The organism is Moorena sp. SIO4E2 (assembly GCF_010671945.1).
GTDB classification, from domain to species: Bacteria; Cyanobacteriota; Cyanobacteriia; order Cyanobacteriales; family Coleofasciculaceae; genus Moorena; species Moorena producens.
In genome coordinates this window covers 1-15,252 of record NZ_JAAHIE010000138.1, presented here as the reverse complement: position 1 = coordinate 15,252, position 15,252 = coordinate 1, and the positions used below count along the sequence as shown (strand labels likewise).

Genomic DNA, 15,252 nt, shown 5'->3' with positions numbered 1-15,252 from the left:
GAATTAGTCTGTTATCCCTGCTACTCTCCCTAATGTTGCTGGGAAAATCCCTAACGTTTAAGACCACTGTCATTGGTAATGCTAACCAATACTTAGCGATTTTAAAGACAATAACTCTAATTTTTTTAATATCCCTACTCCGTAAGCTATCAGCTATCAGCTATCAGTTATCAGCTATCAGTTATTATTTATCAGTTATCAGTTATCAGCTATCAGTTATCAGTTATCAGTTATCAGCTATCAGTTATTATTTATCAGTTATCAGCTATCAGTTATCAGTTATCAGCTATCAGTTATCAGGTTTCAGCTTTCAGCTTATGGGTTAGGTCACAGGCTAGAAGCCTGTGCCACGCTACTTGAGGTGATTTTGAATAAAACAGGTAAGCATTCGTTTGATCAGAGTTACGGAAAGCTGACCGCTGACCCCTGACGGCTGACCGCTGACCGCTTACTATTAAATTATCCCAAATGAAGTTTATTTTAAGCATTAGGCTGACCACTGACCGCTGACCGCTGACCACTGACCGCTGACCACTGACCGCTGACCGCTGACTACTGAATGCTGAGGTTTATTTTAAGCATTAGGCTGACCACTGACCGCTGACCGCTGACCGCTGACGGCTTTATTAATTGTTGCTAAAATATCTTCGTCTAAATACGGTTTAGTCAAATAAGCTATAGCTCCGAGTTCGGTAGCAAGTTTTTTGTATTTATCCTGACTACGGGAGGTGAGCATAATAATAGGAATATCAGCTAAAGCTGGCTCTTGATGACTAAGACTCAAAAACTCAAGACCGTTTAACCGTGGCATTTCTAAATCACAGATAATCAGATCAATACCACTACTTCTGCGCAATAGTTCTATAGCCTCCCAACCATCTTTAGCTTGCACCACATGGTTACCATTTCGTTCTAGAATTAGGCTTAAATTTTGTCGCTCAGTAATGGAATCATCGACAACTAAAAAGGTTTTAGAAAGCTTGGCAGGTTGAAGGTTGGCAGGTTGAAGGTTGGCAGGTTGAAGGTTAGCAGGTTGAAGGTTAGCAGGTTGAAGGTTAGCAGGTTGAAGGTTAGCAGGTTGAAGGTTAGCAGGTTGAAGGTTAGCAGGTTGAAGGTTGGCAGGTTGAAGGTTGGCAGGTTGTTCGCCTTTGGCGTTCGAGAAGGGTAGGTTAGCTGGTTGAAGGTTATCAGGTTGTCTATGATCAGGTTGAAGCTTGTCTGGAAAACCTTGGCCAAAAGGCCACGCTTCGCGAACAACGTTCAACCTGCTAACCTTCAACTCTTCAGAACCTTGGCCAATAGGCCACGCTTCGCGAACAACCTTCAACCTGCTAACCTTCAACTCTTCAGAACCTTGGCCAATAGGCCACGCTTCGCGAACAACCTTCAACCTCCCAACTTTCAACTCTTGATAACTGCCAACCTTCAACAAGGATGGCTGAGATTGAGGGAGCTGCTGTACATAGTTAAGTAACCCTATACCGTCAATTACCAGGGTCAAGCGACCATCGGCCAAGATACTGCAACCATAAACATAGGGAGGATATGCGATCGCATTAGACAGCTGCTTGATCACCAGTTCTTGCTCTTCGAGTACTTGTTCCACTTCTAGTCCTACCCATCCGTCACCGCTAGCCATCAATAGGATCGGATTAATCTCTTGGGGTTTAGTGAGCAAGGGATTCCAAGCTGGTAGTGTCGATACCTGTTGGGATGAGTATTCCAGTAAGCATGAGAGTTGGTAAACGGGAGTGCTATACTCATTCCCCCTGTGATGCCAATTCAGGATTTTTTGATCATTCACCATCTGGATGTGCTCAGATGCTGGCAACACTATCTGTTCAATGTCATTACCCACAAACCCATACACTCCCTGACTAGCTTGAACCACTAGCACCCTGGCATTTCTGAGGGCCTCTTGGATCTGCAAGCAAAAGGTTGTGCCAAGACCCTGCTGGAAGCGAACCTTTACCCGACCGTTAATCCGTTGCAGTTGGGAGCGCACCACATCTAGGCCAATACCTCGTCCAGAAAGTTCGTTAATTTGAGAAACAGTGGAAAATCCTGGCTGACAAAGTAAGTCTAATAGCTGATTTGGCTCCGGTGATTCGCCCAGGGCTTCCAAGTGCTCAACACTGAGCAGGTTGGTTTCCACGGCACGATTATAAATCTTTTCCAAGTCCAGTCCCTGACCATCATCTGTGACTTCAATGATGGTGCGATTTCCTTGATAGAAGGCACGAATTTCAATCTTACCGATAGCAGGTTTACCCCTTTGTTGGCGAACCTCGGAAGATTCAATACCATGGTCGAAACCATTGCGGACTAGATGCAGTAAAGCATCATAGAGATAATCAGCAATGGTTTTATCAACTAGGACATTACTAACACTGAGGGTCAATTCCGCTGACTTGTGATGGACATTAGACAACTGCTGCACCATGGAGGGAAAGGATTTAAGCAGATGTTCCAGAGGTATAGTCCGAGCCGATTGAAGAGTATCCCTCAGCTGAGTTGATAGACGCTGTTCTCGTTCCACACTAGCAGCAGCCGTAGTGGCTAACAAGCTCAGGTCTTCTGTAGCTTGAGTCAGTTGCAGGGTTTCTTCCCATGCCGAATCCCAGAGCTTAGAAATTTGCTGATTAGAGGAATGCTTCTTGAGCTGAGTGCGCAGTTGAGTCAGGGTGTGGCGGTGTTGCTTGAGCCAATTGGAGAGTTTTTCAACTACCCCTTGACAGTTTTCATCCTGCCATCCTAACTGGTTTTGGTTAATCAGTAGTTCCCCAACTAGGTGAGATAGATGTTTAAGACTGTCTAAATCAACGCGCACTGTGGCCGATGTCTTGATCGAGCCCTCTGCTAATGAAGGCACACCAGCCTCTCCAGACTCCCGATCGGGAGGAGACATTGATATTTGGTTTACTTCTTTTCCTGATTCAGAGTTAACCGCTAACTCCGACTCTTGCTTAGAGTCAGTCTGAGCTTGGTTAAGATTGTCTGTTGCTACGGTTTCTGAAGATTCATCCAGAAATATAGTATCTGGAAATATACTATCTGGAAGTATACTATCTCCCTCAAGAGATTCCTCTTCAGGAAACACTTGATTAGTTTGCTGTTGCGCGAGAGGAATATTACCAAAGGTTTCCTCAAGTAATTCATCAAGGGCTGTTGCCGATTTAAGGTTAGCAGGTTGAAGGTTAGCAGGTTGAAGGTTAGTGTTGGTTGAAGGTTGAAGGTTAGTGTTGGTTGAAGGTTGAAGGTTAGTGTTGGTTGAAGGTTGAAGGTTAGTGTTGGTTGAAGGTTGAAGATTAGTGTTGGTTGAAGGTTGAAGGTTAGTGTTGGTTGAAGGTTGAAGTTTGTCTGGAAAACCTTCAACGTTCCAACCTTCAACATTTAACGATTGTGAACCTTCAACCTTCAACGATTGTGAACCTTCAACCTTCAACGATTGTGAACCTTCAACCTTCAACGATTGTGAACCTTCAACCTTCCAACCTTGGCCTTTTGGCCACGCTTCGCGAACAACCTGTAACTCTTCTTGTGATCCAGCTAATTGTTGAAGGCCTCGGCTGGGGTTTCCTCCACGAGTGCGATCGCCTCCTAAGACAGCAGTATGAGCTTCCTGGAAATTCGTTAAGGCAATCTTGGCAATTTCCATCACCTGTTCAGGGTAAGCGTCAAGGGCTTTGAGGGTGTTTTCGGCAATAGCTTTAAACCCTGGTAAGCTCAAGGATTCCCCCAACCCTACAAATATTTCACCTTGTTCTCGCAAGGTCTCAGCAATCTCTATCAACGTAGCCTTATCATAATCGGGGGTTGAAGGTTGAAGGTTAGTTTCGGTTGAAGGTTGAAGGTTAGTTTCGGTTGAAGGTTGAAGGTTAGTTTCGGTTGAAGGTTCAAGGTTAGTTTCGGTTGAAGGTTCAAGGTTAGTTTCGGTTGAAGGTTCAAGGTTGTCTGGAAAACTTTCAACATGCAACCTGCCAACCTGTAACCCTTGAGAACTTTCAACATGCAACCTGCCAACCTGTAACCCTTGAGAACTTTCAACATGCAACCTGTCAACCTGTGACCCTTGAGAACTTTCAACATCCAACCTGCCAACCTGTAACCCTTCAGAACTTTCAACATCCAACCTGCCAACCTGTAACCCTTCAGAACTTCCAACCTTCAACAAGGAAGCTAGGTGATCAATGCGTTGCTTGACTCCTACTTCAAAGATAGATTGGACAATATCAAACCCAAGTTCTGCTGATGTGGGTAGAGAGGCTTGATAGTCAAAGCAATCTCCTAATTTAGCTTGCAGTTTAGCAAACACCCCTGCAGCTCGGTTGATAATCTCAGTATTCTTGCTCAACTCCCCGGTCATTTCAGCGGTCAGTGCCATCCTCAGGCACTGATATCCTTCAAACAGTAGTGTTTCTAGCTCTGTATCAATGGTTGCCTCAGGGGCTAACATTGCCCGGAAGACATCTTCGAGATAATGTGCTACACTCTTTATGGTGTCTTGCCGGACATTAGCAGCTGCGCCTTTCAGGGTATGAGTGGCTCGCATTAAGTCATAAAGTTGGTTTTTTGGCTTGTTCGGTGTCAAAGCCAGCAAATTTTGTTCAATAACTTGCAGCAAGTCCTGGGCTTCGCCTAGAAAGTATTGATAGGTTTCTGGATCAATAGTTGACATTTTTTTAGGGAGTAGGGGATCGGGAGTCGGGAGTCGGGAATCGGGAGTCGGGAGTCGGGGTAAAAAACTTGAATTTACCTTATAGTTGCTGGTGGCGAAAACCACGCCAGTAGCTGATCAGGCTTTTAACACTCCCCGCGCCGCCGCCCCACACTCCTCACACTCCCGACACTCCCCACCCGTAGCACTATAACTAGTTCACGGTAAACCGCTCAACAGCTGCCTGTAGATTTTTGATGGTGGTGAGGGATTCCTTGAAGGACTCCCAAAGCTCGGTAGAGTCTTCAGAAGTATTGGTGGATATGGTGGCAACTTCTTTCATGGTTTGGGTGACCGATTGTGATTGTTCCAGTTGGGCTAGGGTTGCCTGGGTAATGCCTGCAACTAACTGGCTAATCTCACCAGTAGCTGATGCGATCGCATTTAGATTGCCCTTGCTTTCTTCTACCAATTCCGTGCCAGTATTAACCTGAGCGATCGCCACTTCGGTCACTTTAATCACCTCTCGGGTCTGAGTGCGGATTTCAGCAACTAAATTAGAAATTTCCGTAGTTGCCTTGGCCGACTGTCGAGCTAAGGAGCGCACCTCATCAGCTACTACCGCAAATCCTTTACCATACTCCCCAGCCCTGGTGGCTTCGAGAGCAGCATTGAGGGAGAGTAGCTGGGTTTGGGTGGCAAAATCACTAATCAAATTCAATACCCGGTCAACATTTTGGGAGTATTGACTTAACTGTCTAATTTGGTGGCTGGCTTCCTCCACACTGTCCCGAATTCCTAGAATTCCCTCCACTGTGCGGTTCATAGCTGTCTCCCCCGATGCTACTTTTTGGTTTGCCTCTTGCACAGCTCGGTCGATGGATTGGGCGCTAGCGGTTACGGCTTGGGTAGAGTTAACCATGCTCTGGATTTGATCAATCCCTTGGGTCAACTCCTGACACTGATGCTGGGCTTCTTGGGAAACTTTAGTAATTGCTGCTTCACTCTGTGTAGCAGTTTCAGCGACTTTGACAGAAGCTGAGAGTACCTGGATCACAATTTCCCGTAAACTCTGGATGGTGTTGTTGTAAGCATCTGCAATAGTCCCAAGTTCATCATTGGTAATCGGAGCTCTAACGGTCAAGTCACCGTCTAGAGCAGGTCGGACAGCTGTAAGCAAATCAATAGCACGCTGTTGGAATAATTCCCTAGCCTCCTTTTCCTGTGATGCTAATTCTGCTAGTTTTTGGGATTGCGTCCGCAATTGTTCCAAATACTCAGCTCGCTGCAAGGGTATACTGATCTGAGCCGCAATCTGAACCATCCAATTAATCTCTTCCCCTTGCCAATCCCTAGGCTCAGAATTTTGATAAGCAGCCAGTAAACCCCACAGCTTATCCCCTTGGAAAATTGGCACAATAGTATAGGCTCTGGCCTGATATCGCTCTAGCTGCTCGATATAACAACTTGAAAAATCCCCTTCGTAGATATCACTAACCACCCAGAAGGGTTTGTCTTGGCTAGAGAGATTGCCTTGGATGGTTTGCAGATAGGTATCTCGGATGGTTGGGGCTTGCTGGCTAAACTGCTCAGGGGTATTTCCAGCCACCGTTTTCACGATACATTCACTAATATTTTTGTTGATGAGGGGATTATTAGTCTGTTCCTGGATTAGAGAGCTCCAGCCACTAGCCACCGACTCAGCAACAAAGGAGCCACTCCAATCAGAATTGAAGCGATATATCGTAACACGGTCAACCCCTAAGAGTTTACGAACTTCGTTGGTGGTAACATTAAAAATAGTGCGTAGGTCTTGGGATTGTTGAATTTTATCCGTGACCTTAGTCAATACTCTTTCCCGTTCTGCTGCTTGATGTAATTCCTCAGACTTTAACCGTTGTGCCTCCAGTAGCTCAGAGTGTTGCAATGCTACTTCTAACTCAGCTGCAATCTCTAGCATCCAGCTAACCTCTGACTGCTTCCATTGCCTGAGATCAGAGTTTTGATAGGTAGCCAATAATCCCCAGAGTTTTTCATTCTGGTAAATAGCTACAATCACATAAGCTCTGACCTGATAACTTTCTAGCACTTGAAGATAACAAGGGGTGAAATCCTGATTGTAGATATCCTCCACCACCCGGTAGGTTTCCCCCCTACTATAGGAACCCCCCTGGGTTTCTTGAAGATAAGTATCGACCTGATTAATTGGTTGAGTAGCCAATTGTTGGATGCTGCATGCGCTGATATCAGCCCTTAGGGTTGGACTATGAGTCTGGCTCTGAAGCAAAGAAATCCAGCCTCCAGCCACAGACTCTGCTACAAATTCACCACTCCAATCGGGATTAAAGCGATAGATAACGGCTCGGTCAGTGTTGAGCAGCTGTCGCACTTCTTGAGTAGTGGTCTGGAAAATAGTCTTGATATCCAGAGAACGGCGGATTTTGTTAATGACTTTCGCCACAGTTGCCTCCCGCGCCTGCTGCTGTTGCAACTGAGTGCGTAACTCGTGGGTAGTTAGGTGAAGGGATAGTTCTGTGGCAATAGTTTGAAAGGAATTAATCTGTTGTGGAGTCCAGGATGGAACCGACCTGTCTTGGTTTGTCTGTACCAGGCATTGCTGCAGGACCAACAAACCCCAAGCTTTCCCCGATACGGGCAAGCATAAGCTGAGACTCGATTGAACTTGAAATTTATCCAGCAGCTGGAGTTGGTAGGGAGTGACCGAATCATTGCTGACGTGATCGATAATTACCCTTGACTGCTGCAAATACTCTGTGGACAAGTCAGCCCCAAAAGCAGTAGCATCTAGGGTTTCCCCGACCGCAGGAGTCCACCCCCGTTCTACGGCTTCTGCCAAAACTATTCCGGTGCGAGCAGAATTGAAGCGATAAATTAACACCCGCTCGGCAAGGCTTAGATGTTGAACCCCATTGACTGTATTGTTTAGTAAGGTTTCCCAGTCCCCAGCTTCACTCATTAATCTGCTCAGCTCTAACAATTTTTCATGCTGGGCTTGGAACTGTTGTTGGAGTGCCTCTTCGTAGCTAAGCTTCAATTGCTGAATTTCCAGATTCACCCCTGCCGTAAACTGCTCAACCTCCTGACCAAAGGATTCAAATTGCTCCAAATTTTTTTTCAGGTCTAACTTATCTACCCTTCGGCGTTGCTCTAGATCAGTTTTTAGCCTGTCTAGGTTAACCTTAAATCCCTCTAGGTTAGGGCGAGCAGAGTTAAAAAATTGCGGAGTATTCTCCTTGAGGAGATTGTGATTTTCTAATAGCAGTTCTGAATCATTATCATCCCATTGTGCTTCTGACATCTGTCTAGAGTCGTAAATTTTACTTATACTTCATACTTTATATCAACTGCTGCTTGGACAATTCGTTGGGCATCTAAGATAATACTACTAGCTTCGGGAAGATAGGCTTTGACAAAGTGTCCAAATCTGAGGGGCAATAATCGATCAGGGGGTTGTAAGTTTTCCCAATGGTGCTGTTCTATTTCTTCCACTTGTGAAACCACCAGTCCCAGCAGTTTGCTGTTGACTTGAAGTACAATCACCATGATTTTTGTCCTGGAGATGTACTTGGGTTGCCAAACAGCAGGAAATCCTAGCAGATAGTTTAGATCTAACAACCACAGCATTTCACTACGCCAGTTGTAAATCCCAATCACACTATCGGCAGTATGGGGAATTGGCAAAATTTCAGCAACCGACACATTCAGAATTGCTTGGATGTAGTTTACCTGTAACAAAGCCCCATTGCCAGACCCTACCTGGAAGCGCAAAAATTTCTCCTGGGGGGGAAGTTGGGCATCAACACTGACCTTAACGGAGGTAGCCAGAGGTAATTGAGCTTGATTCCCCTGGAAATTATGTTCATTTTTCTGCCAGGAGACAGGATAATGAACTTGATTAGTTCTCACCGTTGAGCCTGACTCTAGCCAAGTAGATAAGTCGAGCACCACCGGAATGCTTTCTAGTTTAATTTGTTTGCGCCATGCTGGTTGTTTCTCGGTTAGGCTACGCCCCAAAATTTTGACGGTATCAATTGAGTTTGGTTTTAGCTTGCTGATTGTGTGGTAGATAAATCTTACCACGGCTCCTGGCTTAGGAGCGGGGTCTGCTTCCAGTAAAACCAATAAACAGCTATCGTATAGTTTAACTTTAGCTATAATACCTTCGTGCTGAAGTTTATGATTCAGCATGGCAGCGATGACTTTTGGGTTTCCTTGTTTAGCTAATTGTAAAATTTTGCTTGTCTTGGAAATCTGCTCTTTGCTCATCACACCAAGTTACTATCGAAATGATCAAAAATTTATGATAAATACAATTACTTGGTATTTAATCGCTTGATTTGTAATAATTTTTAATTTTGGTTAGAGTGAATGCTCACGTTTTTAGAATTGCGTGAATTTATGGGCCAATGAAAACCAGGGTTGAATCTACCTTTAATAGCTTGAGTTCTAAGCTAGTACGCTACGGTCACGAAAAATTTACTGGCCGACTGGATCTGAAGGTGTCAACTGCTCAGCAATGGAGCCTCTACTTGAGCTATGGGCGTTTGGTATGGGCATCTGGCAGTGTTCATCCCACTAGGCGTTGGCGTCGGCAGATAATCTATCATTGTCCTGAGGTTAATCCTAATCGGATTGCCCTGAAAAAGATAGAGCCAGGGTCCTGTTGGGACTACCAGTTGATGGTGCTGTTAGCACGGAAGCGAATGATCAACCCTCAACAGACGGTGGTTGTAATTCAAGGCATTGTGGCAGAAATATTGTTTGATATCCTCCAGAGCCTAACCTTAGTTTCTCCGGACCAAACCCTTATTCAACCCAGTAATGGTTCTGTGTCCTCAAACGCGATTGAAACTAGGGTAAAGAAGCCTGACAATTTCTTGCTCAATGCCCAGTTGGGAATACGTCCCTCTATGCAGGGGATTTTGCCACAAACGTGGATGTTAGAGCTAGAACCAACTATCAAGCAAGTTCAACAGGTCTGGCAGCAGTGGTCAGAAATGGGTTGGGAGGGTGTTTCTCCTGACTATGCACCGGTGCTGTTGCAAAAGTCGGTTTTGCAACAGCAAACCTCAGTGGCTACCTACAAAAATCTGGTAACGTTAATCAACGGTAAGCGCACCCTGCGAGATATAGCAGCCCTGCTCAAACGAGATCTGTTACTGCTGATGCGATCGCTTTATCCTTATATTAAGAAACAACTGATTGAACTAGTAGAAGTGCCTGACTTGAGCGCTCCCAAATTTGTAGATATCCCCGCCAAGGCAGGCATTAGTAGCCAAAAATCCCAAACCCCAAAATCCCAAACCCCAAAATCCCAAACCCCAAAATCCCAAACCCCAAAATCCCAGAAGAAGTCTGATCAGGCATTAATAGTCTGTATTGATGATCACCCCCAAACCTGTAAAATTATGAAGGAAGTGATTCAATCAGCAGGTTATCGATTTTTAGGAATCCAAGACTCTATCCAAGCTCTACCTTTGCTACTCAAGCATAAGCCAGATTTAATATTCTTGGATTTGGTGATGCCGATTGTTAATGGCTACGAAATGTGCGCCCAGATCCGCCGGGTGTCAATGTTTGCCAATACACCAGTGATTATTCTGACTGCTAAAGATGGTATTGTAGACCGGGTAAGAGCCAGAATCGTTGGGGCCACTGATTTCCTTAGCAAACCAATCGACAATCAAAAAGTAGTGGCAACGGTGCGCAAGTATCATACAACCTCGCCTTGCAAGACCGATCCAGTTTAAAAAGAGAAGAGTCCGTAAGTGAAGGAAGAGTCTGGAGGTGGGGGGAATCCAGAATTGTCCTAGGTTAACACTTAACGGTCAACGGTTAACAGTCAACAAACCCTAACTATTGAATCAGCTCCTCTAGGGTACACAGCAGTTCTTCTGGAGTCACTGGTTTAGCTAAGTAGGCATCAGCCCCCAGCATCTTTCCCCAAATTTTGTCCACCTCAGTACCTTTGGTGGAGCAAATCACCACAGGAATCTGGCTAGTGTGAGGATTAACTTTCAGGGCTCGACAAAACTCAAAACCACTTTGACCAGGCAAAATTACATCTAAAACCACTAAATCCGGCCTCTGATGAGATAATTTTTCCCGAGCCTCTTCTACACTAGCCACGCCAGTAACCCCCAAACCCGCTTGTTGCAAACAGCGAGTTAGGTACTGTCTTTCTGTTACGCTATCTTCAACCACCAAAACAGTTTTCATAGATTAAAGTATAGCACCTTATACATAAAATTTGTTAATGGCAAGGGCAAAATTGCTGATAAAATCATGGTTTTTATCTAGCGCTATTCTTTTCCATCAGGGTGAACTCAGCTCTTCCACCCAAGGGGGTTATATCAAATCCCTGGTGACCAGAGCACGGGGAGCAAGGGAGCTTCCAAAGCAGGGGAGCTTCCAAAGCAGGGGAGATTCCGAGTTTCGGAGCTTCGGAGTAGGGAGTAGGAAATAAGGAATCGGGAAGACAGGACTAAATTAAAAGATTTTTCAAGGTCAGCAATCAAGAATTTTAAAGACTTAAAAATTAAGTTGGCCACAAGGTATATATCATCTAGCAAAAAAGTGTTATTTTTTTACTAAACTATTTCCTAGAATACAAATACTCAATCATAGGAGAGTTGCTTATGGGGAATTCAGGTAACAAAAAAAAATTATACTCTGTGAAGCTAGGATCCTAAATCTCAGTAGAAACTTGACTGTAGAGACTTGACTGTAGAGACCTCACAATATTATCACAAACTCAGCCTAACCTTGAGAAGGCTGAGTCAAGAAGGCTTCTTGGGCTGTTTACATAGCAGTAACACACAGGAGAGTTTTTTCAGTCAACCGGCTCGGGTTCCAAAAATCGGATTCATAAAATGCTCAGCTAGGGCTGATAAGTACATAGAGAGTTCAAAACAGTACTAGTCATGATAGTGAACCACCATTACCAACTTCCCCACTGGTCAATGACCCAAAGCCAGCCTCTGAGTTATCTAGGCTTGGTAGAACAACTACGGGTAAGCAATCGAGAGGATTAACAATGGTGGTTAATGTATCAGGGTGCATCCAGCCTATCAGCAGTCATACCAGCTACTGGGAGTTTAATTGGTTAGTTAAAAGTCAGTTAAAATTCACCCATGTAGACTCTCGTATCCTGGTTTGCGACCGCTCCATTGGTGTTGCTCAACTATGGCAGCCAAAGGCAGGGCAGCTGGGGAAAAAGACTCCTGTGGATCAAATCCTAAGAAACCTAATTGAAGCAGTATCCCGCTACCCAGACCGAAGTCCTGAGCGGCAGAAAGCCTTGAATCGTCTCCTGAGCGTTATTCAAAATCTACCTGGCATTTACAAATCTTCCCACGTAGACTATCTAGAGGCGTTAAATCGAACCTGGGAATGGGTCATCCGCAATCTGTACCAGTTTGAGCCAAGTTCAACCTCCGTTGAAAAAAGCTTAGTTACCTGGATCAACGGATATTTACGCTGGCGCATCCGAGATTTATATATCTCAGATAGTAAATATCCAAGGATTAGCACTAATCAACCGATCGGTAACAGTGACGAGGATTCAAGGACTCTAGAAGACCGGTTGCCAGACCCTAGACCTTCCTTGAGTAGACTGGATGATTACATTGAAGCAATCCAGACAGCTGAACGCCAGCGTCTAAGTCAAGGGATTCTCGAAGAAATTAAAAACGATCCAGATGGGAAACTAATCGGTTGTCATCCCCGCAAATATCCCAAATGTAATTGTCAGTTATTAGCAATGCGGTTGCTAGTACAAGAACCACCCCAGAGAATTGCTGACATTGCTAGAGAATTTAACGCTAACCAACAAACTCTCTACTCTCACTGGAAGAAAAAATGCCTGCCGAAGCTGCAAGATATTGGTAAAACGTTTGGATATCAACCATGACTATTACAGAATCAACTAACATTAAGGTTTCTATTAGCCCATACGCTCATAGTTATGCAGCACAGTTTGCTGCTGAACAAGCCACCCCTAGGAAGGGAAAACACGTCTATCTCAATACTTTAGCAGTTTATGCTGTTAAAAACTATCTTAAATGGCTCAAGATTCCAACTAATCTTGCTCAAAGTGATTGTTGGAATCCGGGTTTAAGAGTATTGTTTGATGTAGCTGATCTGGTTTTGCCCAACATTGGTAAATTGGAATGTCGTCCAGTGCTACCAGGTCAGTCAGCCTTGAACGTGCCACTAGAAGTGACCGAAGACCGGATTGGTTATGTGGCAGTGCAGTTCAGTGAGCAATTAGACCAGGTAGAGTTATTGGGATTTGCTCCGTATCATGCGATCGCTAAATCCCTAGACCCTTTACCCCTAGAAAAGCTTGAATCTCTCGATACACTAATTGACAAGATTGATTGGATTAAGAAATCGGTGAGGGTAACCCAATGGTTTGAAGAAATATTTCAGGCAGATTGGCAACCACCACCATCACTTTTACCTGAGTATAGGTACAGGTCTAGTTTCAAAACGGTTACTGCCTTCAGAGGATCGGAGTTAGGTATCAAGCGGCGCTCCAAGCAAGAAGCGAGCATACAGGCTTTAAGAGGTAATGACAGATCAACAATGCGAGCCAAGCTAATGGACTTAGCTGGTCAAGGGGTAGTCCTGCTGCTGCAAGTGAATTTCCAACCTCCTGATACTGAAGATATTGATATTTTTATGCGGCTATATCCTGCGGGTGATTCAATGTATTTACCACCAGATTTGCAGGTAAATTTACTCGATGAATCGGGAAATTCTTGTATGAAAGCTCAAGCTGGAAAAACTAACGACAAGATCCAAATTGATTTCAGTTGCCAACCAGAGGAACGATTCAGTGTCAGATTAAAATTGGGAGATATAAGTATCACGGAAAAATTTATAATTTAGGTAAGCTATCAGCTATCAGCTATCAGCTATCAGCTAATGCGCTACGCGCACGCTTGGCCAAAGGCCACGCTGCTTGAGGTGCGAACAGCTATCAGCTATCAGCTAATGCGCTACAGATGGTGCTACTTGAGGTGATGCGCGAATATCTCTGTTCTGTCACTGATCGGAGTTGTAAAATCAAGAGGAAAACCCACCCCACGGTCGAGGTGGGGTGTGGCCTTATTTAATTAATTGGGCAAATGTTCACGCTTTCTCATCTAGGGAGTTAACCGTTAATGCTGTGGCCATCAACTCTTCTAATTGTTCAAGAGTTAAGGCTTGAATTCTGACGGATATCTCGACAGGAATCTCGGAAAATCGCAGTTTAAGGATGCGCTCTAAACTGCCTCGACGTTCTTGTTCAATCCCTTGTTGGATGCCTTGAGCAAGACCCTCTTGTAAAATCTCTTGATACCAGAGGTGCGACCCGTGGCGAATTTAATTCTTAATGCGGAAAGCGCACCTAAGTGATTCTCGTAATACTGTCATATCCCACCTCATGATTTGTTGAATTAAGGGTATCTCTAACACAAAGCTAGCAAAGAAAGCTAAGAGGAGATCTCCCAAGTTTTTTGATACTGAATTTTGCCCCCCTAGCCCCCCAACTTTGGGGGGAACAAGAGTCAATTTGCTTCTAAAAGTCCCCCGAGCGAGGGATTGCTCGCTCGGGGGACCAACGGGGGCTTGGATGTAGCAAATGAGACTTCTCAGACAACCTCTAAGAGCGGTTCTAGTTGATTTAAGGTTTGATCCGCTCGTAACGCCTGCACCGCTGAGCGCAATTTTGATTCGCTACCACCTCCAAATAAGATTGGGACAAATGGGAATAGGGGAGGTAATGGTTGTTCTAATACTAATTCAGCCTCTACTTCCCACAGATTAATTACCCGATAATCTTGACGCGCCTTTAATCCCATGAATTCCTTGTCGTAGCAATTTTCAATGGTGACTGTGCCTGGGGGCGGCAAGATATTAATTAATACTGGATTTGCGGATAGGTTGTATTTTTCCTCAGCTAAAGCCACATAATTGCGCATTCGCTGAGGCATGTTCTGGTCATAGCGTAGTTGTAATTCATTGAGAATCAGAAATTCGGAGTGTTCCGGGCTAGACGCTTTTACAATTACATCGCTTTCGCGACTAATCCATTGAAACTCAGCATCCAGTAACTGAGATGCTCGCACTTGGGGATTACCGGTTACCCATTGCACCCAAGCATTAGGAGCGAGACTAATTAAGCGTTTGCTACCAATATCTGCACGTTTTGCCATACAATACAATTGATCGAATCAAGATTAATTATTGAGTTACACGCACCCCAGTTTGCAGAGCTATTTCTGGGGTTCAAATAAAATTTGATTACTGAAGAGCTGGGCTTTTCAGAGGGAGCATGTCAACTTTGTAATTAGGTACATAGATCCCCCCTAACCCCCCTTAAAAAAGCTATGCGTTATAAACATATTTCTTTACAAAAAACTTGACAAATTTTAGGAATTATGAATGGGAAATAAATCTGGGGGGGCGACATGAGAGCTAAAAAGTAGACTGTATAAGCTTCATAGCTCTCATACCTCGTAAATAATTATCGAGCTTATGACGACTTAAACGCATCAAAGCATAAACTAATTCCCAACATTTAT

The 15,252-nt window shown here is 44.5% G+C and carries 10 protein-coding genes and 2 pseudogenes; 4 read left to right on the top strand and 8 right to left on the bottom strand.

Translation table 11 applies throughout. The annotated features are described in order from the left end of the window. Positions 1-326, top strand: a 326-nt coding sequence (locus F6K37_RS16240) for a hypothetical protein (protein ID WP_287251180.1), incomplete at its 5' end; no start/stop codon positions are given. Here the strand turns inward: F6K37_RS16240 and F6K37_RS16235 are convergent. From F6K37_RS16235 to F6K37_RS16220, 4 genes are all read right to left on the bottom strand, one after another. Further along, on the bottom strand, positions 297-521 hold the full coding sequence (locus F6K37_RS16235) for a hypothetical protein (protein WP_081473260.1): 225 nt from the start codon (positions 519-521) through the stop codon (positions 297-299). The two genes, F6K37_RS16240 and F6K37_RS16235, sit on opposite strands and share 30 nt — an antisense overlap. A 53-nt stretch (positions 522-574) precedes the next feature. Next, on the bottom strand, positions 575-4,783 hold the full coding sequence (locus tag F6K37_RS16230; RefSeq protein WP_287251177.1) for a response regulator: 4,209 nt from the start codon (positions 4,781-4,783) through the stop codon (positions 575-577). A gap of 88 nt (positions 4,784-4,871) precedes the next feature. After that, positions 4,872-7,976, bottom strand: a complete 3,105-nt coding sequence (locus F6K37_RS16225) for a GAF domain-containing protein (protein ID WP_287251176.1) — start codon at positions 7,974-7,976, stop codon at positions 4,872-4,874. A 23-nt stretch (positions 7,977-7,999) separates the two neighbouring features. Next, positions 8,000-8,944 carry a chemotaxis protein CheW gene (locus tag F6K37_RS16220; protein ID WP_008187613.1) on the bottom strand — a complete coding sequence of 315 codons (945 nt, stop codon included), beginning with the start codon at positions 8,942-8,944 and terminating at the stop codon, positions 8,000-8,002. Positions 8,945-9,084: 140 nt separating this feature from the next. Between F6K37_RS16220 and F6K37_RS16215 the strand changes: the two genes are divergently transcribed. Continuing rightward, on the top strand, positions 9,085-10,428 hold the full coding sequence (locus F6K37_RS16215) for a response regulator (RefSeq protein ID WP_008187610.1): 1,344 nt from the start codon (positions 9,085-9,087) through the stop codon (positions 10,426-10,428). 106 nt (positions 10,429-10,534) lie between these two features. On the opposite strand, the gene F6K37_RS16210 is transcribed toward F6K37_RS16215, so the two are convergent. Both F6K37_RS16210 and F6K37_RS16205 read right to left on the bottom strand, forming a co-directional pair. Continuing rightward, positions 10,535-10,897 carry a response regulator transcription factor gene (locus F6K37_RS16210; protein WP_287251173.1) on the bottom strand — a complete coding sequence of 121 codons (363 nt, stop codon included), beginning with the start codon at positions 10,895-10,897 and terminating at the stop codon, positions 10,535-10,537. A gap of 134 nt (positions 10,898-11,031) precedes the next feature. Beyond that, positions 11,032-11,229 carry a hypothetical protein gene (locus tag F6K37_RS16205; RefSeq protein ID WP_287251171.1) on the bottom strand — a complete coding sequence of 66 codons (198 nt, stop codon included), beginning with the start codon at positions 11,227-11,229 and terminating at the stop codon, positions 11,032-11,034. Positions 11,230-11,714: 485 nt separating this feature from the next. On the opposite strand from F6K37_RS16205, the gene F6K37_RS16200 reads away from it, so the two are divergent. Together F6K37_RS16200 and F6K37_RS16195 are read left to right on the top strand one after the other, a co-directional pair. After that, entirely contained in the window at positions 11,715-12,590 is an 876-nt protein-coding gene (locus F6K37_RS16200) for a hypothetical protein (protein ID WP_008187603.1), read from the top strand. Next, positions 12,587-13,573 (top strand): DUF1822 family protein, encoded by a 987-nt coding sequence (locus F6K37_RS16195; RefSeq protein ID WP_287251170.1) that lies wholly within the window; start codon positions 12,587-12,589, stop codon positions 13,571-13,573. The genes F6K37_RS16200 and F6K37_RS16195 overlap by 4 nt, the downstream gene beginning before the upstream one ends. 243 nt (positions 13,574-13,816) lie before the next feature. Here the strand turns inward: F6K37_RS16195 and F6K37_RS45520 are convergent. Together F6K37_RS45520 and F6K37_RS16185 are read right to left on the bottom strand one after the other, a co-directional pair. Next, positions 13,817-14,167: pseudogene (locus F6K37_RS45520) on the bottom strand (DUF4351 domain-containing protein); the annotation flags it as partial. Between the two features lie 164 nt (positions 14,168-14,331). Further along, positions 14,332-14,883, bottom strand: a pseudogene (locus F6K37_RS16185) (RpnC/YadD family protein); the annotation flags it as partial. Between the last annotated feature and the right edge of the window lie 369 nt (positions 14,884-15,252).

Coding starts and splice junctions, on each gene's coding strand:
- F6K37_RS16225 (WP_287251176.1), bottom strand. CDS start 7,976: ATGTCAGAAGCACAATGGGATGATAATGATTCAGAACTGCTATTAGAA.
- F6K37_RS16220 (WP_008187613.1), bottom strand. CDS start 8,944: ATGAGCAAAGAGCAGATTTCCAAGACAAGCAAAATTTTACAATTAGCT.
- F6K37_RS16215 (WP_008187610.1), top strand. CDS start 9,085: ATGAAAACCAGGGTTGAATCTACCTTTAATAGCTTGAGTTCTAAGCTA.
- F6K37_RS16210 (WP_287251173.1), bottom strand. CDS start 10,897: ATGAAAACTGTTTTGGTGGTTGAAGATAGCGTAACAGAAAGACAGTAC.
- F6K37_RS16200 (WP_008187603.1), top strand. CDS start 11,715: ATGGTGGTTAATGTATCAGGGTGCATCCAGCCTATCAGCAGTCATACC.
- F6K37_RS16195 (WP_287251170.1), top strand. CDS start 12,587: ATGACTATTACAGAATCAACTAACATTAAGGTTTCTATTAGCCCATAC.